The organism is Rhizobium sp. CF122 (assembly GCF_000282035.1).
Lineage (GTDB): Bacteria > Pseudomonadota > Alphaproteobacteria > Rhizobiales > Rhizobiaceae > Rhizobium.
In genome coordinates this window covers 116730-137840 of the sequence record NZ_AKKA01000071.1, presented here as the reverse complement: position 1 = coordinate 137840, position 21111 = coordinate 116730, and the positions used below count along the sequence as shown (strand labels likewise).

Annotated in this window: 24 protein-coding genes and 1 pseudogene; 7 read left to right on the top strand and 18 right to left on the bottom strand. The window is 60.5% G+C overall.

The window, feature by feature from the left end; translation table 11 throughout:
- Positions 1-117: 117 nt before the first annotated feature.
- Genes PMI09_RS14490 through PMI09_RS14475 form a run of 4 tightly spaced genes read right to left on the bottom strand, consistent with a single transcriptional unit; the run spans position 118 to position 3234 of the window.
- Entirely contained in the window at positions 118-1503 is a 1386-nt protein-coding gene (locus PMI09_RS14490) for a 4Fe-4S binding protein (protein ID WP_007795164.1), read from the bottom strand.
- A complete protein-coding gene (locus tag PMI09_RS14485) occupies positions 1500-2351 on the bottom strand; it encodes an FTR1 family iron permease (RefSeq protein WP_007795161.1) in 852 nt (283 codons plus the stop codon). The genes PMI09_RS14490 and PMI09_RS14485 overlap by 4 nt, the downstream gene beginning before the upstream one ends.
- Positions 2348-2692, bottom strand: a complete 345-nt coding sequence (locus PMI09_RS14480; RefSeq protein WP_007795158.1) for a cupredoxin domain-containing protein — start codon at positions 2690-2692, stop codon at positions 2348-2350. The genes PMI09_RS14485 and PMI09_RS14480 overlap by 4 nt, the downstream gene beginning before the upstream one ends.
- Positions 2692-3234 carry an iron transporter gene (locus tag PMI09_RS14475; protein WP_007795156.1) on the bottom strand — a complete coding sequence of 181 codons (543 nt, stop codon included), beginning with the start codon at positions 3232-3234 and terminating at the stop codon, positions 2692-2694. The genes PMI09_RS14480 and PMI09_RS14475 overlap by 1 nt, the downstream gene beginning before the upstream one ends.
- Before the next feature lie 307 nt (positions 3235-3541).
- Here PMI09_RS14475 and PMI09_RS14470 point away from each other — a divergent pair, with 307 nt between their 5' ends.
- Positions 3542-4222 carry an NnrU family protein gene (locus PMI09_RS14470; protein ID WP_007795153.1) on the top strand — a complete coding sequence of 227 codons (681 nt, stop codon included), beginning with the start codon at positions 3542-3544 and terminating at the stop codon, positions 4220-4222.
- Here the strand turns inward: PMI09_RS14470 and PMI09_RS14465 are convergent.
- Both PMI09_RS14465 and PMI09_RS14460 read right to left on the bottom strand, forming a co-directional pair.
- A complete protein-coding gene (locus tag PMI09_RS14465) occupies positions 4160-4816 on the bottom strand; it encodes a UbiX family flavin prenyltransferase (RefSeq protein ID WP_007795149.1) in 657 nt (218 codons plus the stop codon). The two genes, PMI09_RS14470 and PMI09_RS14465, sit on opposite strands and share 63 nt — an antisense overlap.
- Complete coding sequence (locus PMI09_RS14460; protein ID WP_007795147.1) at positions 4800-6305, bottom strand: UbiD family decarboxylase; 1506 nt, start codon at positions 6303-6305, stop codon at positions 4800-4802. Before PMI09_RS14460 ends, PMI09_RS14465 begins: the two co-directional genes overlap by 17 nt.
- Positions 6306-6407: 102 nt before the next feature.
- On the opposite strand from PMI09_RS14460, the gene ubiT reads away from it, so the two are divergent.
- Genes ubiT through PMI09_RS14440 form a run of 4 tightly spaced genes read left to right on the top strand, consistent with a single transcriptional unit; the run spans position 6408 to position 9232 of the window.
- A complete protein-coding gene (gene ubiT, locus PMI09_RS14455; protein ID WP_007795143.1) occupies positions 6408-6914 on the top strand; it encodes a ubiquinone anaerobic biosynthesis accessory factor UbiT in 507 nt (168 codons plus the stop codon).
- Positions 6905-7882, top strand: coding sequence for a ubiquinone anaerobic biosynthesis protein UbiU (gene ubiU, locus PMI09_RS14450; protein WP_007795140.1), 978 nt, complete (start codon positions 6905-6907; stop codon positions 7880-7882). Before ubiT ends, ubiU begins: the two co-directional genes overlap by 10 nt.
- Positions 7883-7886: 4 nt before the next feature.
- Positions 7887-8816 carry a ubiquinone anaerobic biosynthesis protein UbiV gene (gene ubiV, locus PMI09_RS14445; protein ID WP_007795137.1) on the top strand — a complete coding sequence of 310 codons (930 nt, stop codon included), beginning with the start codon at positions 7887-7889 and terminating at the stop codon, positions 8814-8816.
- Positions 8813-9232, top strand: coding sequence for a hypothetical protein (locus PMI09_RS14440; RefSeq protein ID WP_007795134.1), 420 nt, complete (start codon positions 8813-8815; stop codon positions 9230-9232). The genes ubiV and PMI09_RS14440 overlap by 4 nt, the downstream gene beginning before the upstream one ends.
- Before the next feature lie 694 nt (positions 9233-9926).
- Here PMI09_RS14440 and PMI09_RS14425 read toward each other — a convergent pair.
- On the bottom strand, positions 9927-10145 hold the full coding sequence (locus tag PMI09_RS14425) for a hypothetical protein (RefSeq protein ID WP_007795128.1): 219 nt from the start codon (positions 10143-10145) through the stop codon (positions 9927-9929).
- 126 nt (positions 10146-10271) lie between these two features.
- Here PMI09_RS14425 and PMI09_RS14420 point away from each other — a divergent pair, with 126 nt between their 5' ends.
- Positions 10272-10829 carry a hypothetical protein gene (locus tag PMI09_RS14420; protein WP_007795125.1) on the top strand — a complete coding sequence of 186 codons (558 nt, stop codon included), beginning with the start codon at positions 10272-10274 and terminating at the stop codon, positions 10827-10829.
- A gap of 78 nt (positions 10830-10907) precedes the next feature.
- Here PMI09_RS14420 and PMI09_RS14415 read toward each other — a convergent pair.
- The 10 genes and pseudogenes from PMI09_RS14415 to PMI09_RS14370 all read right to left on the bottom strand — a co-directional run bounded on the left by PMI09_RS14415 (position 10908) and on the right by PMI09_RS14370 (position 18818).
- A pseudogene (locus tag PMI09_RS14415) lies at positions 10908-11442 on the bottom strand (gluconokinase).
- A complete protein-coding gene (locus PMI09_RS14410) occupies positions 11411-12166 on the bottom strand; it encodes an SDR family oxidoreductase (protein WP_007795120.1) in 756 nt (251 codons plus the stop codon). The pseudogene PMI09_RS14415 and the gene PMI09_RS14410 overlap by 32 nt, the downstream one beginning before the upstream one ends.
- A gap of 10 nt (positions 12167-12176) precedes the next feature.
- Complete coding sequence (locus PMI09_RS14405; protein WP_007795118.1) at positions 12177-13208, bottom strand: L-idonate 5-dehydrogenase; 1032 nt, start codon at positions 13206-13208, stop codon at positions 12177-12179.
- Positions 13209-13216: 8 nt separating this feature from the next.
- Positions 13217-14164 carry a 2-hydroxyacid dehydrogenase gene (locus PMI09_RS14400; protein ID WP_007795115.1) on the bottom strand — a complete coding sequence of 316 codons (948 nt, stop codon included), beginning with the start codon at positions 14162-14164 and terminating at the stop codon, positions 13217-13219.
- 34 nt (positions 14165-14198) lie between these two features.
- Positions 14199-14873: a 4-carboxy-4-hydroxy-2-oxoadipate aldolase/oxaloacetate decarboxylase gene (locus tag PMI09_RS14395; RefSeq protein WP_007795112.1), complete on the bottom strand. Its 675-nt coding sequence runs from the start codon at positions 14871-14873 to the stop codon at positions 14199-14201.
- A gap of 99 nt (positions 14874-14972) precedes the next feature.
- Complete coding sequence (locus tag PMI09_RS14390) at positions 14973-15809, bottom strand: ABC transporter substrate-binding protein (protein WP_007795109.1); 837 nt, start codon at positions 15807-15809, stop codon at positions 14973-14975.
- Positions 15810-15833: 24 nt separating this feature from the next.
- Positions 15834-16601, bottom strand: coding sequence for an amino acid ABC transporter ATP-binding protein (locus PMI09_RS14385; RefSeq protein ID WP_007795107.1), 768 nt, complete (start codon positions 16599-16601; stop codon positions 15834-15836).
- Entirely contained in the window at positions 16598-17359 is a 762-nt protein-coding gene (locus PMI09_RS14380; protein WP_007795104.1) for an amino acid ABC transporter permease, read from the bottom strand. The genes PMI09_RS14385 and PMI09_RS14380 overlap by 4 nt, the downstream gene beginning before the upstream one ends.
- Positions 17356-18063: an amino acid ABC transporter permease gene (locus tag PMI09_RS14375; protein WP_007795102.1), complete on the bottom strand. Its 708-nt coding sequence runs from the start codon at positions 18061-18063 to the stop codon at positions 17356-17358. Before PMI09_RS14375 ends, PMI09_RS14380 begins: the two co-directional genes overlap by 4 nt.
- On the bottom strand, positions 18060-18818 hold the full coding sequence (locus PMI09_RS14370) for an SDR family oxidoreductase (protein WP_007795100.1): 759 nt from the start codon (positions 18816-18818) through the stop codon (positions 18060-18062). Before PMI09_RS14370 ends, PMI09_RS14375 begins: the two co-directional genes overlap by 4 nt.
- Before the next feature lie 149 nt (positions 18819-18967).
- On the opposite strand from PMI09_RS14370, the gene nac reads away from it, so the two are divergent.
- Positions 18968-19879 carry a nitrogen assimilation transcriptional regulator NAC gene (nac, locus tag PMI09_RS14365; RefSeq protein ID WP_007795095.1) on the top strand — a complete coding sequence of 304 codons (912 nt, stop codon included), beginning with the start codon at positions 18968-18970 and terminating at the stop codon, positions 19877-19879.
- Here the strand turns inward: nac and PMI09_RS14360 are convergent.
- Positions 19876-21078 carry a pyridoxal phosphate-dependent aminotransferase gene (locus tag PMI09_RS14360; RefSeq protein ID WP_037083116.1) on the bottom strand — a complete coding sequence of 401 codons (1203 nt, stop codon included), beginning with the start codon at positions 21076-21078 and terminating at the stop codon, positions 19876-19878. The two genes, nac and PMI09_RS14360, sit on opposite strands and share 4 nt — an antisense overlap.
- Positions 21079-21111 lie beyond the last annotated feature (33 nt).

Below are 21111 nucleotides of genomic sequence, written 5' to 3'. Positions count from 1 at the left end.
CGAACGAGGCATCGTGTAACCATCGTTTTGGGCGCGCTTGTCGCGCTTGCTTCAATGTCCTTGGTGGTCTGGAGTGCCTTCGTGCGTCACGTCTTCAGCCGGTGATTAGCCGCCGCGCTAGAATAGGAAGACGACGAGCCATCCCCATGAGAACGCAATCGTCGGAATGGATACAAGCGTCGTCGCGAGTGCTCGGCGCTGGATACTTGCCGTGTAGAGTGCCGATATCCGATTGGCTATCATTACCGACCAGGCGCCGGCAAGGAGTACGATCATCCCCCGGCATCGGTCGATGAACGGCAGGTCGATGCCATCGCAGCGGAGCTGCGTGATCGTCAATGACAGCAGGCCGCAGAAAAGCGAGGCGGCCGCGACTGGGATCAGCGCTTGCGCGATATGGTGAACGGCACCGAGGTGTTTACGCAGGACGAAAGAGCAAGCAACGAGCGCAACCATGAACATGCAAGACGCCAGCACGGAGGACACTGCAATCAACGCGAGCAGTGACAGTCCATCTACGACTGTCATGACGTCGCTTGCCGACGGATAGTTGGTCAAGACCCACCAAGGCAGGCGAACCGACAGCGGCCAGATCCAGTGCGAGCTCACACACAGTTCGACCAGCCATTGTCTGATAGACTGAAACAGACCGCTGCTGGACCAGTGGAGCGCGGCCGGCACGAGGCCGAGCAGCACGGGCACGATCAGAAACGTCTCCCAGCGTGTAGCGGCCCTCCCCGAGCCGTACACGATATCACTGGCGGGCCTTCGCCACGCAAGCCGGATCGCGCCCCTGTGACCGCTGCACCGTCCGCACATGTGGCAGGCCGAGCCGCCCTGCATTGTTTTGATCGGTATCAAGGGAGCGCAGTTGACGGCGGCGATTGCGCCAACCTGTGTTAGAGGCCGCCTCCAGACTTCGGGTTCTACTTTGAAATGCAAGGGCGCGATCTTGCTTATGAGGCCAAAGACGCCGCTCACTGGGCATAAGAACCGGCACCAAACCCGCTTCGCCTTGCCGTAGCGCGCACCGACGACCATCGCGACCAAAGTGGATCCGCCCAGCAGCAGTGCAGCAGGCTTGGGATACTGGTAGATGCTCGTAAGCTGGCCATAGACCGTCGTGGAGATAAATGACACGACCGGCCAGCCCGACCACTTCATCCAACTCGGAATCGCTCTTCCTGATCCTCTTTCGCTAGCGAATTCCGAAAGGGCACCTTCGGGGCATAGAAGCCCACACCAGAATCGCCCGATGAGAGCGGTTCCGAGGATCACAAACGGCCACCAGATTCCCCAGAAGACGAATTGCGCGAAGCGCGTGACGTTATTCCATATGAAATCCTGGCTCGTAGGAAGCGGTAAAAACAGGGGTAGCACGAGGAGAGCAATGTACAGGGCAATCGTCGTCCACTGCAGGCGTCGGATGAGTGCCTGTTGGCGCACAAGCAAATCTCCGACGCCTGCGACCAGGGTTTTCGCCCTCGCCTTGGTTGGGGTCATGCCGTCAGCCTTGACTGCATTGGTCGGACAAACGCAACGGAGGCGGTTGCCCAATAGATTGCCATTGCGAGGACCGGCAACAGCTCCGGTCGCGAACGATAGCCGATAACGCCCGCCAGAAACGCGCCGAATCCGCTGGAGTCGTCGAGAAGCCAAGTCGAATTCCACAGGGGCGCGGACAACGGGGAGACGAGTTCAATGGAGATCGCCCTATCGATAGCGGTCATCATCAGACCGCTTCCCAGCGCGAGCAGCAGGCCTTGGCTGACGCCAAGAAATACGTTCTTCGATATGCCGAACGAACTGAGCTTGATGGACCAATAGGTGGCCGCAGCCAGTAGCAGTCCTATTCCTCCGGACAAGATGCCGCGTCCAAGGTTGGCCTGTGTCGAAAAGAGTATGCCATAAAGAAACAGGACGGTCTCGGCGCCCTCCCGCGCCACCGCGAGTGCCGCTAGCACAGCAAGGCCGAACCAATTTTGGCCGCTAGTGCGAGCCATCGTCTGGGCAGATAAGCCGCCGGTGGCGCCTTTCTCCATCCCACGCATCCAAAATACCATTTTTACGATAAGAAGGCAGGCCGAGAAAGCTATGAGCATCTGAACGATGTCCTCGACCTGGCCGTTGAACGCGCTCGCGGCATGGGTGGTTAAAGCCGCAAGCGCAATTGCGAGTGCCAGCCCACATACGACGCCCGCAGCAATTGCGCGCATGGCGAGGCGGCCTTTGTCGGGCGTGCTCCTCAAGGACCATGTCACCAAGATGCCAACAACGAGAAGCGCTTCAAAAGATTCGCGCCAGACCACGAACGCGATCTTAAAGCATTGCGCGGACACGCTGAGGGTCATCTTGCGACAATCCTCGCAGGGGGCATGTCCAAATGGAAATCATCGAAGAAAGCGTAGTTTCCGGGATCCAGTGGATGAAAGACGATGAAACTCGAAGCCCCTGGCGCGAGGACCTTTTCCTTGCGCAGCGTGGTGCTTTCAAACTCGATGGGAGTGGAGCCGTCGTTGCGGAGCTCCAACTTGAAGCGACTGTTCGCCGGCACCTCGATCACGGACGGCGATACGATACCATCGCTAAAGTGCACCTTGAATGTTGGGTACTCCTGGTCTGCCGATGCTGGAAGCATCGACGCAAGAAGCACCGAACCGGCCAAGCAGGAAAGGAAAGCCGGTTGGCTCATTAGTAGCCTCCCTTCTTCCCGACGCCGGCGAAGACAAACTCGTAGTTCAGTATAAAAGTATCGGGCCAGGGTGCGACGCCGGTCTCCTTGTCGACATGGCGACCAAATGGCATTTCTCCATGCCCGCCGGGATGGACGGTCAGTGCCAACGTATAGCGGCCGGGACCCGAAAGCTTCACATTGTCGCCATAGTGCGGTCCGTCGCTCGCTACCATGGCTTCAAGCGCGCCGGTTGCCTCTTCTCCAGTATCGCTGTTCTTGATGTTGTATTCGATGTGAAGATTAGGCACCCAGTCGCCTTCTGCGAACCCGTTCGTGTTGGTCTCGGTCGCGTGTATGTCGGCTTCCAGATGAATATCGGACCGATCGGCCGGCAGCATCATGCCGGGTGGATCCATCTCGACCGGTTGCAGATAGACTGCGGCGACCTCCATGCCTGAAAAGACCTTTGGCTCCCCGATTGGATATTCGGCGGCATGTAGGACGAGAGGCATCGCGGCATAAAGGATTGGAGCGAAGCAAAGGCTGGAGGCACGAAACATGACGACGATCCCTTAAAGATGACTAATAGCGTCACCTTTATCAGGGCAAAGAGCTTAATCTTTGCGCTGGCGCAAAGACGGGCAACGCGGCAGTGAGAGCTCGCCTCATCCACACCGTGCACCGGTTTAGCGGAGGCCTCTGAAACCCTTGTAAGTGTTGACAAACGATTGGCGACAAATGCCCTACGAAGCGCAAGTCGACCGGCTCTTGAATTCTACTGGTGAGCTCAAGTCATGTGACTGCTTGACCCTGATCAAAAAAGTATCGCGCGCATCTGTTACTAATGCCTCCGAAAAGGAGGTCGTCATGATCGCATTCGTGTCCGCATTCGCGGTTTTCCTAATCCTCCACTCGGTTCCAGCGGTTCCAGCGATCCGCGCGGGCATCATAGCACGCATCGGCAGACCGACCTATTTTATTGGCTATTCCCTTGTTTCTACGATTGTGCTGGTCTGGGTCTTCGCAGCCGCATTATCCCTTGACTACATTCCACTCTGGGAGCTTCGGCCATGGCATGCGAGCGTCGCGTTCGTCCTCGCGCCGTTGGGCATTTTTCTGGTGCTGGCCGGGCTCTTGAGTGGGAACCCGCTGTCGGTATCCGTCCGCTCCGGCGCCAATCTTGGAGCGGTCACCAGGATCACGAGGCATCCGGTTCTGTGGGGCTTTGCGCTCTGGGCGATCGGACACATAGTCGCTAACGGCGATTTGCGGTCAGTGCTGTTGTTCGGCGGATTCGGTGGATTCGCTCTAGGCTCTATTCCGATGGCCGAAAGGCGCGCAAAGCGACGTCTCGGTGAAAACTGGACGCCCTTGTCCGTACAAACGTCAATCTGGCCACTTGCAGCCTTCCTTCGAGGGGGCCGGCCAGCGGCCGACCGAGCCCTTCTGCTCGCCGCGGTTCTCGCTGCCATTACAGTAGTCTGGCTACTGTTTGGTGGCGGCCACAGTATGCTTTTCGGAGCGGACCCTCTGGCTGTCATCGGCTGACTGAACCTTCGATTCTCCCTGCCACGCAGGTGCGAGGCGGGGGATCGGTAGTGCCAGTAAATCGACCGCCCGGCGAGCCAGGTGATCGATGATGTCTTCGACAGACTGGGGCCGATTATAAAACGCGGGAACCGGGGGCATCACGATTGCGCCCATTTCCGTCACTGAAGTCATATTTCGCAGGTGTCCCAGGTGCAGCGGCGTCTCACGGGTGATGAGAACAAGGCGACGCCGCTCCTTGAGCTGGACATCGGCTGCGCGTGCCACCAGGCTGTCTGAAAGACCGGTCGAGATGGCTGCGAGACTTTTCATCGAACACGGCGCGACGATCATGCCGGCGACTGGAAAGGAACCACTGGCAATTGCTGCCCCAATGTTCCTGTTGTCGTAGTGCCGGTGGGCCTTGATCAGCATTTTGCCGTGAGCCTCGGTCCCGACCTCGTGCGCGAGAGTTCGCTTCCCGCCGTCCGACACGACGAGATGAACCTGAACGCCGCTATCTGCAAGTTGGTCCAATACGGTCACTCCGAGGGCCGCGCCTGAGGCTCCAGTGACTGCGAGAACCACGTTGAGGCGCTTATCCGATGATGTCATGCTTGATCCTTTCCCACATTGCCGACGCCTTCTGGGTCAGGTCATCGGGCATCCGAAGCTCGCGGCCCCATTCCCTTTCAGTCTCAGCCGCGATCTTGTTGGTCGCGTCGATCCCCATCTTCGTACCCAATCCGGCTTTGGGTGAAGCAAAGTCCAGATAGTCGATGGGGGTGTTTTCGATGACGACGAGGTCTCTGGCGGCGTCGAAACGAGTGGACATCGCCCACATGACGTCCTCCCAGTTACGCACGCAGATGTCGGGATCGACGACGATTATGAGCTTTGTATAATTGAACTGAGGGAGCATCCCCCAGAGGCTCATCATGATCCGACGGGCCTGCCCGGGATACCTCTTGTCGATGGAAACGACGGCTGCGCGGTACGAGCAGGCTTCCGGTGGCAGCCACAGATCCTGTATCTCGGGAAACTGGCGCTTGGCTATCGGAACGAAAAGCTCGGTCATTGCCTCGCCCAGGCGCGAGGGTTCATCGGGCGGCCGACCTGTATACGTCGAGAGGTAGACTGGTGAGCGCCTGGTCGTGATTGCGGACAATCGCACGACGGGAAAGGACTCGACCGAATTGTAGTAGCCAGTGTGATCGCCGTACGGCCCTTCCAGCGCGGTCTCTTCTGCGGACACGACGCCCTCAAGGATGATTTCGGCGTTCGCTGGTACCTGAAGCGGCACCGTCACTGCCTTGCTGACTTCCGTCCTTGTCCCCCGGAGAAGACCAGCAAAGCTGAGCTCGTTCATACCCTCTGGAAGCGGAATGACCCCCGCAAGCAAAGTGGCAGGGTCTGCTCCAATAGCGATCGCGATCGGCATGTCCAAACCCTTTCGCTGCCACTGTCGATGGTGCTTCGCCCCGCCGCGATGGGCAAGCCACCGGACAATCAGCGAGGTCGAATCTCGAACCTGCATGCGGTAAATTCCGACGTTCACGTCGCTCGGGTCGTCAGGGCTTCGCGTGATTACCAAGGGCCATGTGACGAGCGGAGCAGGCTCGCCCGGCCAACACCACTGCACTGGAAGCGTTCCAAGATCGATATCCTCCCCTTGGTAGACGACCTCCTGGGACAGCGCTGCCCGTCGATGTCGCGGCCGCATGCTGATGGCTGCCCTCAGCAAGGGAAGCTTGCTCCAGGCGTCGGAGAACGACTTCGGTGGCTCGGGACGCTGCATCTGCGCGAGCTCGTCCCCCAAACGTTGCAGTCCGCCTTCCCCAAGACCAAACCCCAGCTCGATGCGTTCCCTGGTGCCGAAGAGGTTTGCAACCACCGGCACTGGAGAACGCCGGCCATCTGCATCGATCGGTTTCTTGAAGAGAAGCGCAGGGCCGTTCTCACTAAGAACCTTCTGATGTAGCGCAGTCATTTCATGAACGAGGGAAACTGGCTCGTTCACCGCAATGAGCAGTCGGCGCTGTTCGAGCTCCCGCAGAAAAGACTGCAAGTCGCTGTGCCGTTGAATTTTGAGGTCGTTGCGCATTGACGATGCAATCAATGAGGAAACAAGCGCTGTCTTTGTCACAGATCAAATAGCGGCGGTGCAATAGATCCTAGGATGCCTCGTCCAATTGAAGAGGCTTCAATGCTTGCCTTACATTGCCTGATGGCCTCAGCGCACATTGTGCCGTTGCCGATCGCAGCGCGCGCCGCGTCCATGCTCTTCCAGCAGGTTGTTAAAACCTATCCCAATTTGTTCGATCGGCTGGGGGAACATAGCCAGTCACGTTTCGGATTCGTCCCTACCGATCTTCCGTTCGCATTCTCCATTCGGCCGAGTTCGCGCGACATTCAGACAGTTCGGCGAGGTGCCGCGGTTGCTGCTGACGCAACGATCACCGGCCCTTTGTTCCTTATGCTGGCCCTTGCGGAAGGGCGTGTCGATGGAGACGCCATCTTCTTTGCGCGCAAGCTCGCGGTGACCGGGGACATGGAGGCAATCCTGGCGCTTCGAAACGCACTCGATGATAGCGAGATCGACCTGGCGAAAATCGTCGGAAGCTTTTCGGGACCATTGACGCCTTCGGTGTCGGGAGTTCTCTCGTCGATCAGACGTCAAGCGCTGAAGGCGCACGGTGTCGCATGGAGCTGATTTGCCCTGCAGGAACTCCCTCCTCGTTCCGCGAGGCCGTCGAGGCAGGCGCCGATGCCGTTTACTGCGGCTTTCGTGACGAGACGAATGCGCGCAACTTCCCAGGATTGAACTTCGATCTTTCCGAGCTTCGTGAGGCGGTCGGGTATGCGCGAGCGCGCAGCGTGAAGACGTTCGTTGCGCTGAACACTTTCATGACCGCCGGGAAAGAGGATCTCTGGTATCGACGGGCACATGAAGCGACGGATGCGGGCGCGGATGCTTTGATCGTCGCCGATTTTGGCCTTATGGCCTATGTGGCGGAACGGCTCCCGCAGCAGCGTTTGCATATTTCCGTTCAGGCGTCAGCCTCCAGCCCGGACGCACTCTTCTACCTCGTCGAGAATTTCGGCGCGGCGCGCGTCGTTCTACCGAGAACCCTTACAATATCGGATATTGCGCGCATTTCCCGGCGCGTGGGTTGCGAGCTCGAAGTGTTCGTCTTCGGCGGCCTTTGCGTCATGGCGGAAGGCAGGTGCTCTCTGTCCTCCTACGCCACCGGGAAATCCCCAAACATGAACGGGGTCTGCTCGCCGGCGAGCCACGTCAGGTATCGTCAGGCGGGCAGCGACATGATGTCGGAGCTGGGAAATTTCACGATCAACAGGTTCTCGGCGAACGAGCCGACAGGCTACCCGACATTGTGCAAGGGACGCTTCGAAATCGCAGAAAGCAAGACCTACGCCTTCGAGGATCCGGTGTCGCTGGACGTGATGGATCAGCTGGACGAGCTCCGTGCAGCCGGGGTGAAAGCGCTGAAGGTCGAAGGGCGGCAGCGCGGCAAGGCGTACATATCGGAGGTCGTTTCTACTCTCCGGGCGACGCTGAATGCTACTCCACATGAGCGCGCCGCTCTGATGAGCCGTCTGAAAGCACTCAGTGAAGGTCAGCAAACAACCCATGGCGCTTACGAAAAACGCTGGAGATGATCGGATGACGTCCTCCGTTAAACTGACGCTCGGTCCCCTGCTCTACCTCTGGCCGACCGCCCGCTGGCGTGACTTTTATTTTCAGATCGCTGACGAGGCGCCGGTCGATGTCGTCGTGCTCGGCGAGACAGTGTGCTCGAAGCGGCTTCATTTCATGGAGCCCGAGTTCGGAGCCGTAGTCGAGCGGCTCGAAGCTGCCGGAAAAGAGGTAAGGCTCTCGACACTCGCTTTGGTGACACTCGATCGGGAAGCGAACTACCAGCGATCGCTTGCGGGCGACGATACTCGGCTGGTCGAAGCAAATGACCTGTCTGCGCTGCAGGTGCTGAAGGGCCGGTCCCATGCCATCGGACCTTTCGTCAACGTCTATAATGGTGCGGCCGCGAAGGTCCTGGCGCGAAACGGAGCCAAGGAAATCTGCCTGCCACCGGAATTGCCAGCGGCGTCGATCGCCGAGATCGCGCGATCCTGCCCCGATGTCGGCTTCGAGCTTTTCGCATTCGGCCGGATCCCACTCGCGATCTCGGCACGCTGCGCTCATGCCAGATCGAAGGGGCGCACCAAGGACAACTGTCAGTTCGTCTGCCAAGAGGACGCTGACGGGCTACCGGTGAATACCATTTCCGGCCAACCCTTCCTTGCTCTCAACGGAGTGCAGACCGTCTCGTACTCCTGCCAGGCGCTCCTCGACGCGCCCGACGAAACGCTGTCCTTGGGCATCCGGTCGCTGAGACTGTCTCCCCAGAACTGTGACATGACCGCGGTTGCGAGGGTTTACCGCGACCTACTGGATAGCAGCCTTGGATCCGACCAAGCGGCCTCGCGGCTGCGCAAGATTCATCCCGACCTCCCGCTCTCCAACGGATTCCACCACGGTCGCGCCGGAGCAGAATGGATAGCGCGGCTTAGAAACGCAGAAGGATTGGCTCGATGACTACAGGACATCAAAAGGTTGGCACCGCCGCCGCCGATGCGCGCACGCGTTCCGCCTTGCGCCAGATCAAGGCCTTCGCGAAAAGGCCAGACCTCGACTGCGGCTGCTCGTCGGTCGTCGGTGAGGTCTTGCTCAACTTGCGGCCCAAGGAGCGGGCGGCCGTCGTCGGCGAGCTCTTCTTGTCGGCGGTGCGTCAGCGCATGAAGGTCACCACGCTGATGGAGCTGCTGATGGAACTGGACCAGTTCGGTCCGGCTACAGATCAGGGCGAGATCGAAGAGGCGGCAATGATTTTCGACGACATGGCCGAGCAGGCGCGTCTCGGCTCGCAGCTATTGAGGGCGTTTTCCTATAACCGATCGGAATTGCGCGATGTTGCGACCAGGGTTCCTAGAGTATCAGCGGGGTCGCTATGATGGACGAGAGGAGCCAGAATCGGCGCATCGACATCCTGGAATTCATTGGTTCCGGCGCGTCCATGGCCGGAGAACCGCAGGCGACATTGGAGGCTTTTGTCTCTCAAGCGAACCCTTGGCCCAACTACGCCTTCAAAAGATCTGCCGTGGAGCATCAGTCATCACGGCAAGGCGGGGGCTTCGCCGATGAGTGAGTTCGTCGCAGGGTGCGTGGGCGTCGTCGCGTTCGATCCCCTCAGTCGAAAAGGGTCGTTTGTTCTCAGTGCAGAGGACCGAAGACCTTGGCCAGTGACGGTGACGAGGAGAGGGATTTTGAGCGTCGCATCGCCTCCCCGAGCCACGGCCGAACGCTTCTTGGAGTGCATCCAGATCTTCCGCGACATTGCGCTCGACAAGTGCCCCGACGGAAACTTCGCTCGACCCCTGGAACTGACTGCGGAAGACGTACGGCGTTGGCGCCGTCGGCACGCTGTCAGCGCTTTGAACTACGGGACTGGCCAGTAGCCGCACGAAGCCGCGCGTTCGTTAGCCGAGAATTACTCACCAACCATTTCTCGATGGCGGCCCTGAAGGCATTCCCGGTTCGGTATCGAACGAATATGTTCCCGCCCCAGGCTTCCCGCCACCGCAAGGCTGCCGCGGCTCCAAACTTCGTCCAGCCAGTATGGACAACCGAAATTGGGTGTCTCGCCCCTTAGAGTTCTTCTGTCCAGAGCGCCGTCGCCAGGTAGCCTATGCCCATCGTGCTGGCGAACAGATATGTGAAGATGCCTTGAGCTATCAGAGAACCCGACAACGCCATTCCGTGCTCGGCGCCGCAGATGTAAACGTTCCAGATCAAAAGCCCCGTCGCACATCCGAGTGCAAATCCTGTAGTGAAACGGGTCAGGATAAACCAGATCAAGCGAGGCATTGCAGCACCTCCGGTTCGATCGGATAAAGCGAACAAAAGAGGAAAATTCCTCGACAAATGATTTAGGTCAAATACAGCTGGCGGAAAGCGTGCAAGTGAGCATCGAAACTGTTCAGGGATTTCCGAATGGATATTTTCGCGTTTGCGGTCAGTGTTTTCGCGCTTCTTGTTTTGCCTGGCCCGACGAACGCGATCCTGGCAATGACGTCGCTCGGGCTGACATTGTCGCGCATGGGCGTGCTTGTGGCCGCGGTTCTTCTGTCCTATCTCGCCGTTATCCTGCCCATTTCCTCGTTCGCCGGCCCTTTCCTTCAACATCACCCTGCCGTATCTCAAGGCGTCAAGCTAGCGTCAGCCACGTGGGTGTTTTATCTCGCGTTGAAGCTGTGGGGCATACCAGGTAAGGCCGATCCATCCGGGCTGGGCGTCAGGCAACTTGTTACGACGACACTCCTGAATCCGAAAGCGATCATCATCGCGCTTACGATGCTTCCACCCCAGGGCATCATCGCGCTCGACGTACTCACGGCGTTCCTGGTCGCAGCAACTGGATCCTCGTGCATATGGCTGTCGATTGGTCGCGCGATCCTCGGAGACGCCGATGAAATGCCGCTCGTCGTCAGAAGGTGCGGGTCTGCGGCCCTTTTGGGGTTTTGTGTGTTGCTGACAGTCAGTGCGTTCTGATCCAATGTACTACGACTACGTTGCGCTACGGCAACAAGCGCCTTTCCCATCGCGCCCGCACCGCACGCAGCTTAATCGTTATGACGGAAGATCTTCCAGCTTGGCCGCGATAGCGGCAACAACCGTTTCGATCGCATTGTCGGTGTCGACGGTGATCGCGTTTCGTCCGCTTCGGGCGGTTCGAGAGCTGCGAACTGACTGTCGATGCGGCTCATCGGCATGAAGTGGCCGGAGCGAGCGCCCATGCGGGCGGCGATCAGCTCTTGTCTGCCGGCGAGGTGGACGAAGATGACAGTCCATGCGCTTGAGCGCGTATATGGTCACGGTAGCGACGCTTTAACGCCGAACAGCCGACGATGAGGATATCATCCGGTGCGGCGAACCTTTGGCCGACGAGGGTGAGCCAGGGCTCACGGTCCTCGTCCGCCAGCGGCTCGCCCCGGCTCATTTTGGCGAAGTTTTCGGACGGATGCAGATCGTCGCCATCAAGGTAGGTGGCGCTCAGACGAGCGGCAAGCGCGACGCCCACGGCGGATTTTCCCGAGCCCGCGGCGCCGATGACCACAATGCGCCGGAACGCCTCAGAGCGAGGCTGTGATGCCGCCGTCGACATAAAGCACATGTCCGTTCACGAAGGAGGAGGCGTCGCAGGAGAGGAAGATGCAGGCGCCGACCAGTTCCTCTACCTTGCCCCAGCGGCCGGCCGGCGTGCGCTTTTCCAGCCAGGCCGAGAAGGTCGGATCGGCGACGAGAGCGGCGTTCAGCGGCGTGTCGAAATAGCCGGGGGCGATCGCATTGCATTGCAGACCGTATTTTGCCCAGTCGGTCGCCATGCCCTTGGTCAAATTTCCGACGGCACCCTTCGTTGCCGTATAGGGCGCGATGCCGGGGCGGGCAAGCGCGGTCTGGACGCTGGCGATATTGATGATCTTGCCGGCGCCGCGTTTGATCATGTGGCGCGCGACGGCTTGGCCGACATTGAAAACCGTGGAGATGTTGGTCTTCAGCAACCGCTCGAAGGCGTCGGCTGGAAAATCTTCCAGCGGCGTGCGGTGCTGCATGCCGGCATTGTTGACGAGGATGTCGATGGCCCCGACCTCCGTCTCGAAACCATCGACGGCCCTGCGCACGGCCTCATGATCCGTGGCGTCGAAGGCGAGCGTGTGCTTCACGCCGAGGCTTTCGGCCGCCGCCTTCAGCTTCGCCTCGTCGCGGCCGTTGAGGATGATCTCGGCGCCAGCCTCCCCAAGACCTTTTGCCAGCGCATAGCCGATGCCCTGCGAGGAGCCGGTGACGAGAGCCCGCCTGCCCGTCAAGTCGAAGAGTTGAATGCTCATGTGCCCTTCCTTAAGCGAATGCGATTTGCGTCTTCATCGACTGCCCCTTGTCCGAGGCAATCTCGAAGGCCTTCAGGGCATCGGAAAGCGACAGGGTATGGGTGATCAGCGGTTTGACGTCAATCAGACCGGCCTGCATCAGCCTGACGGCGACCGAAAATTCCTCATGGAAGCGGAAGGAGCCGCGCAGGTCCAGTTCCTTCGCCGTGATTGCCATCATCGGAAGGCTCATTTCACCGCCGAGGCCGAGTTGGACGATCACGCCGCGTGGGCGCAGAGCCTGGATGCCGGCGACCAGGGCCGGCGCGGCGCCGGAGCATTCGTAAAGGACATCGAAATAGCCTTTGTTTTGACTGTAGGCGGCAAGGCCCTCCCGGTCTTCCGACAGGTTGACCGTGCGGTCCGCGCCGACCTTGCGGGCAAAATCGAGCGCTCGTCCCGACAAGTCGGCCGCGACGATCTCGCCGGCGCCCGCCCGGCGGGCAGCGAGGATCGACAACGTACCGATCGGTCCGCAGCCGGTGACGAGCACGCGCTTGCCAAGCATCTCGCCTGCGCGGCGTGTGGCGTGCAGCGTCACGGAGAGCGGCTCGGCCATCGCCGCCTCCCCGGCGCTAAGGCCGTGCGCCTTCACACACTGACTGGCCTTGGCAACGAGCCGTTCACGGAAGGCACCCTGGATATGCGGGAATGGCATGGCCGAGCCATAGAAGCGCATATTGAAGCAATGGTTCGCAAGACCCTTCAGACAATACTCGCAGGTGCCGCAGGGACGCGACGGCGAGACGGCAACGAGGTCGCCGATGGCAAGATCCGAAACGCCTTCACCCACGGCAGCGACATGGCCGGCAACCTCATGGCCAAGGATCATCGGCTCCTTCAGGCGCACCGTGCCGAAGCCGCCATGGTTGTAGTAGTGCAGGTCCGAGCCGCAGATTCCGCCGGCGGCAAGGCGGACCTCCACCTCGCCGAGACCGGGATTTTCTGGCTCCCGGTCCTCGATGCGGAGGTCTTTGGCCGCATGGATGACGATCGTTTTCATCGTGGCCCTCACAGAACCGGGGTTGGTAGCGGCCGACCCTGGAAATGGGCCGACAGGTTGTCGAAGACCAGTGCCCCCATCGCCCTGCGGGTCTCAACCGTGCCGGAGGCCATATGTGGCTGTAACAGCACGCTGTCGAGCGCGAGGAAGCGCGGGTTCAGGTTCGGCTCGCCGTCGAAGACGTCGAGCGCGGCCGAACCCAGCGTCTTCTTTTCGAGTGCATCGAGCAGCGCCTCTTCGTCGATGTTAGAGGCGCGCGAGATATTGATCAACATCCCCTGGTCTCCAAGCGCCTCGATCACCTTGCGGCCGACGATGTGGCGCGTCTCGGCGCAGGCGGCGAGCGTGACGAAGAGGAAATCGGAGCGGGCGGCAAGTTCCGCCGGATCGGCGATGAAGGTCCAGTCCTTTGCGTAGTCCTTCGGGCTGGTATCGCTGTAGGCGATGTCCATCTCGAAACCAGCGAGACGTTTTGCCACCTCGAAGCCGATGCGGCCAAGGCCGAGGATACCAACGCGTTTGCCGTGCACGCGGGTCTTCAGTGGATAAAGGCCTTTCCTCGCCCAGTCGCCGCTCTTGACCCAACTTTCGCCGCCGACCATGCCGCGTGCCTGTGCAAGCAACATGGCGACGCCGAGATCGGCGACGTCCTTGGTGAGCACATCTGGCGTGTTTGTGACGCGGATGTTGCGTTCGCGCGCCGCTGCAAGGTCCACCGCGTCGAAGCCGACGCCGTAGACCGAGATGATCTCCAGCTTCGGCAGCGCCTCGATCATGGCGCGGTTGGCTCCAAGCTCGCCGCGCGTGGCAATGCCACGGATGCCGGCGCCGTGCGCGGCAAGGAACGCCGCCTTGTCCGGAGCTTCGAAATAGCGGTGCATGGTGAAGGTCGCATTCAACCGTTCCTCGTCCCATGCGGGATAAGGGCCGACCTGCAACAGCTCGATTTTGCTCATGATATGTCCTTTGACAGTCCCCGAGGTTCGCCGGCTACGCCTCGACGATAAGGCCCTTTGCCTTCAGCACCGGCTCCAGCTTGCTGACTTCGATGACCGATTTGCCTGCCTTGTAGGCGGCGATGTATTCTGCCTCGGCTTCTTCGCGCGCCTGGGAAAGCCCGGCCACTTCGAGCGCCTCCTCCTGCCGGACGACGACCAGTCCGTCGGCATCGCCGACGATGATGTCGCCGGGATGGATGAGCTCTCCGCCGACGACAATAGGATCGTTGGTGGACGCCAGGGTCTCCTTGACAGTCCCCTTGATGCAGACGCTGAGCGAAAAGACCGGAAAGCCGAGCTCGCGCAGTTGGAGCGTGTCGCGCACGCCACTGTCGGTCACCAGCCCGCCGATGCCCTTTGCAAGGCAGGCATTGGCGAGCACGTCGCCGAAGGAGCCCGCCTCCTCATACTCACCCGCCGAGACGACGATGATATCCCCGGGCTGTGCATAATTGATCGCGAGTTGAAGCATAATGTTGTCGCGCGGCGCGCAGCGCACGGTGAACGCTGGGCCGCATAGCTTCATACGATAGTCGACCGGCTTGATGCGGGAGGAGAGCGCCCCGCGGCGCCCCTGCGCCTCGTGAATGGTTGCCGGCGAGAATTTGGCGAGCGCTTCGATTTCGGCGGTGGACGGGCGGACGGGCATTTTCTTGATATGCGTCATGATTTTTCCCACGGTTGGTAGTAGCGGCGGGCACAAAGCCCGCCGTTGAAGTTGTTCAATCCATTTCGGAAAACGAGCAGCTACGTGGGCCCTTCCCCATCAGGGAATCGGGTCGAACTTCAGCTCGGAGAGCGGCGCGACTTTGTCCGTGCGGGTCATCTTGTATTCGGTGTCTGGGCCAAGCCATTTGTCCCAGATCTTGTTGATCTCGCCGCTGTCATCAAGCTTGTGGAGCACCTCGTTGATCTTGGCCGTCAGCGCCGGCTGGTCCTTTGCCATGCCGATGCCGATCGGCTGGAACAGCATGGGTTCGGGGATCATGCGCATCGCCTTGCCCTTGGTCTTCGACTCATTGACCAGCTTGGTTGTCGTCATGGTGTTGGCGACCATGCCGCGCGCCTTGCCCTGCTGGGCGGCGAGATAGGCCGAGGCGGTATCCTGGAACGTCAGCGGTTCGGACTTGTTGAGCTTGATGGACATTTCCGAGGTCGAGCCCTTGGTGGATGCGATGCGCTGCCCGACATAGTCGGACTTCGATTTGCCGGGGTCATCTTCCGGAACGATCAGCATTTCCTTGGCGAGGTAATAGGGATCGCTGAACTGGATCTGCTCGGCGCGGCTCTTGGTATAGGCGAGATTGGCCACGGTGATATCGACGCGACCCAACTTGACTTCCGGAACGCGGGCTTCGACCGAAACTGGCTTGATCTCGGCCTTCACACCAAGTTCGCGGGCAATCGCGCCGCACAGATCGACGTCGAAGCCTGCCATTTCGCGCGTTTTCGCATCTGGTGAAGCGAATGGCGGCACGTCCGCGAAGGTCGCGCAACGCAGCGTCTTGTTCGTCATGATGTCGTTGAGCTGGTCGGCCTTGACTGGGCCGGCGAGCGCTGCCGCCGCGACTGTTGCCGAGACGATGAGATGCCTGCACTTCATAACTGTTCTCCTTTGTGGTTGGTATTAGTGACGCAGGTCTGCGAGGAACCGCTGCGCGCGGGGATGCTTCGGGCTTTTGAAAAATTCGTCTGGGGTGGCCGTCTCGATGATCTGGCCGCCGTCGATGAACCAGATGCGGTCAGCAACATCGCGGGCAAAACCCATTTCGTGCGTGACGCACATCATGGTCATGCCTTCGGCCGCCAGCGACTTCATCACGTTCAGAACCTCGCCAACCATTTCCGGGTCGAGCGCGCTGGTCGGCTCGTCGAAGAGCATGACGGGTGGTTCCATCGCGAGCGCGCGGGCAATCGCTACACGCTGCTGCTGGCCGCCGGAGAGTTGTGCCGGATAGGAGTCCGCCTTTTCGCGAAGGCCGACGCGCTCGAGGAGCTTTAGCGCCTTTTCATGCGCCTGCGCGGGCGCTATGCCCTTCACGCGGATCGGCGACATGGCGATGTTGTCGACCGCAGAAAGATGCGGGAAGAGGTTGAAGCTCTGGAAGACAAAACCGATGCGGCTGCGCAGGCGGTTCAGCTCCCGGCCGCTCATCGGCGCGTGGATGTCCTGCCCCTCGAAGAAGATCGAGCCGCTGTTGATCTCTTCCAGCCGGTTCACTGTGCGGATCAGCGTTGACTTGCCCGAACCCGACGGGCCGCAGATGACGACCACTTCGCCGCGCGAAACCGCAGCGTCGATCCCTTTCAGCACGTCATAGTCGCCGTAGCTCTTGCGGACATCGGTAAGCCGGATCGTCTGATCCTTCCCGGATGTGGATAGTGAAGCGGTCATGGCTGCTCCGTCGCATTGGGTGTCAGGGAAATCGCAAGTTGGCCACGGCGCTTGGGGGCAAGTCCCGCGCGCCGGCGCGTGATCCGCCGCTCGATGACATTGGTGAGCGAGGTGAGCGACCAACAGATCAGGTAGTAGGTCAACGCGAGGATGAGGAAGACCTGGAAGGGCTGCGTGAGGAGCTGGTTGTTGACCTGGCTGGCAGCGAAGGTGAGGTCCGGCACATTGATGACGTAGCCGAGTGTCGTGTCCTTGATCGTCGCCACGAAGGTCGACAGCATGCTCGGGATCATGTTGTAGAGCGCCTGCGGCAGGATGACGTAGCGCATCGCGCCGAAGTAGCTGTGGCCGAGGGCGCGGGCCGCATCCATCTGCCCCTGCCCGAGAGCCAGGATGCCGGCGCGGATGATTTCGCTGAGGAACGCGCCCTGGTAGACAACGAGGGTGGCCAACATGGTGAAGAAGCTCGGCACGTCGGCGCCCGTCAGCAGCGGCACGAGAAAATAGCTCCACAGCACCAGCATCAATAGAGGCACGCCGCGTGTCACATAGACCAGTATCGTCACCGGCCAACGCAGCGTCCGATACGTCGAAAGGCGCGCGAAGGCGAGCAGGATGGCGAACGGAAAGGCGATTGCGATGCTCAAGGCCGAGAGGATCAGTGTATTGGCAAGGCCGCCGAGTGGTCCGTTCGGATATTGCCCAATGAGGAGCAGCAGCCAGTATTCGTCGATGATGGCGATCAGGTCGTGGATCATCGTCTGGCTCCATTCGCAGGATCGGCCCGCCAAGTGACGTAGGCGCCGGCGGTCATGATCATCAGGGAGAAGAAGAGGTAGAGGAGCGTGCCGATCAGGTAGATCTCGAAGGTACGGAAGCTGAGATTTTCGATCTCCTTGATGGCATGACTGAGTTCCGGGGCCCCGATCACGATGGCAAGGCTGCTGTTCTTGAAGAGCGAAACGCTGTGGTTGACGAGGGCTGGCAGCGCGTTGCGCACGCCCTGCGGGATCAGCACGAAGCGCATGGCCGAGACGTAACCGTGGCCGAGGGCGCGCGCCGCTTCCATCTGGCCCGGATTGACCGAGCGCAGGCCCGAACGCAGATCCTCGCTGAAATAGGCGGCCTGGCAGAGGCCGAGTCCGATGATCGCGAAGATCATCTCCGCCGAATGGGCCGAAAGCCAGTCGGACAGTCCTGAAGGCAAGATCGTGTAGATGCCGAAATACCAGAGCATCAATTGCACAAGCGTCGGCACGTTGCGGTGATAGGAAACGTAGGCGGCCACGACGGAATTGCCGATGCGGCCTGGCGCAAAACGGATGGCGAGCAGCAGCAGCGCAAGGCTCATCGCCAGCAGCCAGGATGAGATGGCGATGACGAAGGTCATCTCAATGCCATGCACGAGCATGGCAACATATTCCGGATTGGCGAGGATGTCGGCGAGATCGAAGCCCTTCACGGCTGCGGCTCCTTGGCCTGTGGGCGCGCCGTCTGCAGGCCGCCCATCACCTGGAGCGTCGGCGTGATTTCCATGTGACCGATGTTGACGGCGATGGGCGCTGCAATCGCGAAGGCAATCGCGTCAGCAATGTCAGAGGCCTGCGGTAGCTCGAAACCGTCGATGAAGCGTTCCCGTACCGACGGATCATTGCCGTGCACGTGGCTGAAGATGTCGGTTGCAACACGGCCGGGGCAGATCTCCGTTACTCGAACCCGCTTGCCGAACGTATCGATCCGCAACTGGTTCGACAGCATGCTGACGCCGGCCTTGGTCGCGTGATAGGTGGAGTTGCCGCCGAAATTGTAGATGCCGGCAATCGACGAAATGTTGATGACATGGCCGCGGTCGCGCGCAGCCATGCCCGGGACGATCAGCCGGCACAGATGGAGGACCGCACGCAGATTGACGTCGACCAGGAGGTCGATGTCGCCATCCTCCGCTTCGAGGAACTTCTTCGGCCGATCGACGCCGGCATTGTTTACCAGGATGTCGAAGTCCACTTCGCCGGCGAGTTTGGCGAGCGCGGCGCGATCGGTGACGTCGATGGCGTGGGGAATGCAGCCAGTGCGCTCGGCCAGGTCCTGGAGCGCCTTTGCGCTGCGGGCCACTGCATGCACTTCGAGGTTCTCGCGCCGGAGCCGTTCAACGACCGCGGCACCGATCCCCGAGGATGCTCCGGTCACGAGTGCCGTTTTGTAATCGGAAAATGACATTGGAGTTCCCCTGTTGTTGGAAAAGAGAGTAGCGAAGCTTTCCGGCTCTGGATAAGACCGTTTGAATCTGGATGGATAAGCAAGGCTTATGGGCTTGCCGCCGCCTCTTCGGCCTGTAACATGCGAGGCCAAACAAGACAGGCTCGCATATGGATACCAGGCGTCTCAAGTCCTTCATCGTCATCGTCGACACCGGCAGCATTACGCGTGCCGCCGACGTTTTGCACATCGCCCAGCCCGCACTCAGCCAGCAGCTTGCCGCGCTGGAGGAGCACTTTGGACAGAAGCTCCTGATCCGCAGTCAGCAGGGCGTCTCCATGACGGAGCCCGGCAAGGCCGTCTACCGCCATGCTCAGATCGTCCTGCGTCAGATGGAGCAGGCGCAAGCCGACGTGAAGGCTGCCGGCTCGACGCTCGTCGGGCGCGTCTCGGTGGGCCTCGTGCCCTTTTCGAGCGCGGCGACGCTCTCCGTCGATCTCCTTACTGAAACGCGCAAACGCCATCCCGGCATCCTGCTGCACCTCACCGAAAGCGTCGGGCAGACCTACAGCCAGATGATCATGAACGGTCGGCTGGAAATGGCGTTGATCCACGGCACGGGGCCGATCAAGGGTGTGCGCTTCGAGCCCGTTTTCGTCGAGGAGTTCCGTCTCGTCGCCCACCGCGATTTCCGCATCGAGCCAGGCGAGGCGGCGCTGCCGGTGAGCGCGCTCAACGACCTGCCGCTTCTCCTGCCGCCGCCTTACAATTTTGTGCGCCGCGCCATCGATCTCGCCTTCACTCGCGCCCGCGTCTCCCTCAACGTCGTGGCGGAAGTGGAAGTTGTCCGCACATTGGCGCGGGCGGTTTCAGGCGGCGTCGGCGCGACCATCATGCCACGCGCCATCGTCGAGCGGATCATCGCGGAATCTTCCGAACCGCTTGTCTCGCGCATGATCGCGCCGAAGATTGAGGAAGCACTGTCGCTGTGCGTTTCCGACCAGAGCGAGCTGTCGGAGCCTGCGCTTGCCGTGCGGTCGATCCTCATGGACCTTACCGCACGCCTCAAGGGGCAAGGTTAGCGCAGGCCAGAGCAGAATTCGGCGATGCGTCCGCAGGCCTCGTCCAGCTGTTGCATGCTCGTGGCATAGGAAATACGGAAGAAAGGGCTCATGCCATAGGCTGCGCCCTGCACGGTCGTCACGTGATGCTCGTCGAGCAGCGCCAGCACGAAATCGGTGTCTGTCTCGATCTTTCGCCCGCCGCTGCTCGTCCGGCCGATGAGTTCGGCGATGTTCGGGAAGACGTAGAACGCCCCTTCCGGCTTGTGGCAGCGGATGCCCTCGATCTCGCCAAGCCGGGCGACGACGAAGTCGCGCCTCTCCCGGTAGATCGCCGCCCGTTCCCTGAGCAGGTCCTGTGGACCGTCAAGCACAGCTGCGACAGCGGCCTGGGTGATGGTCGACGTACCGCCGCTGTTCTGGCCGTTGACATTGCTGATCGCCTTTATGAGATCCTTTGGCCCGCCACAGAAGCCGAGCCGCCAGCCGGTCATAGCATAGGCCTTTGAGGCGCCGTTGACCGTCAGTACGCGATCCTTGAGACGTGGTTCGACCTCTGCAATGGTGCAGAATTCGAAACCGTCATAGATGAGGTGCTCGTACATGTCGTCGGTCATGATCCAGACATGCGGGTGCTTGAGCATCACCTCTGCGATGGCCTTCATCTCCGCCCGCGAGCAGGCAGCGCCCGTCGGGTTGTTCGGGAAGTTGAGGAACAGCCATTTTGTGCGCGGGGTAATCGCCGCATCGAGATCGTCGGCACGCAGCTTGAACCCGTTCTGTTGTGGGCAATCGACCGGCACCGGCACGCCGCCGGCTAACTTCACGATATCCGCATAGCTGATCCAGGAGGGCGATGGGATAACGACCTCGTCGCCCGAGTTGCAGGTGGCCATCACGGCATTGAAGATGATCTGCTTGCCGCCGCCGGCAACGACGATCTCAAAGGGATCGTAATCAAGATTGTTGTCCCGCTTGAACTTGCGGGCGATGGCTTGGCGAAGCGCCGGCGTGCCGTCGAGCGGCGGATATTTCGTATCACCGGCAAGGGCCGCCGCATGGGCCGCTTCGATGGCATTGGCTGGCGTTGCGAAATCGGGTTCGCCGGAGGAAAGGCTGATGACCTTGATACCCTTTGCCGCAAGGTCGCGGGCGCGCTGGGTCATGGCGGCGGAGGCGGAAACGGAAACGTTGTTCAGACGGTCGGCAATGGCGGGCATGATCGTTGCTTTCGATGAAACGGATGAGGGATT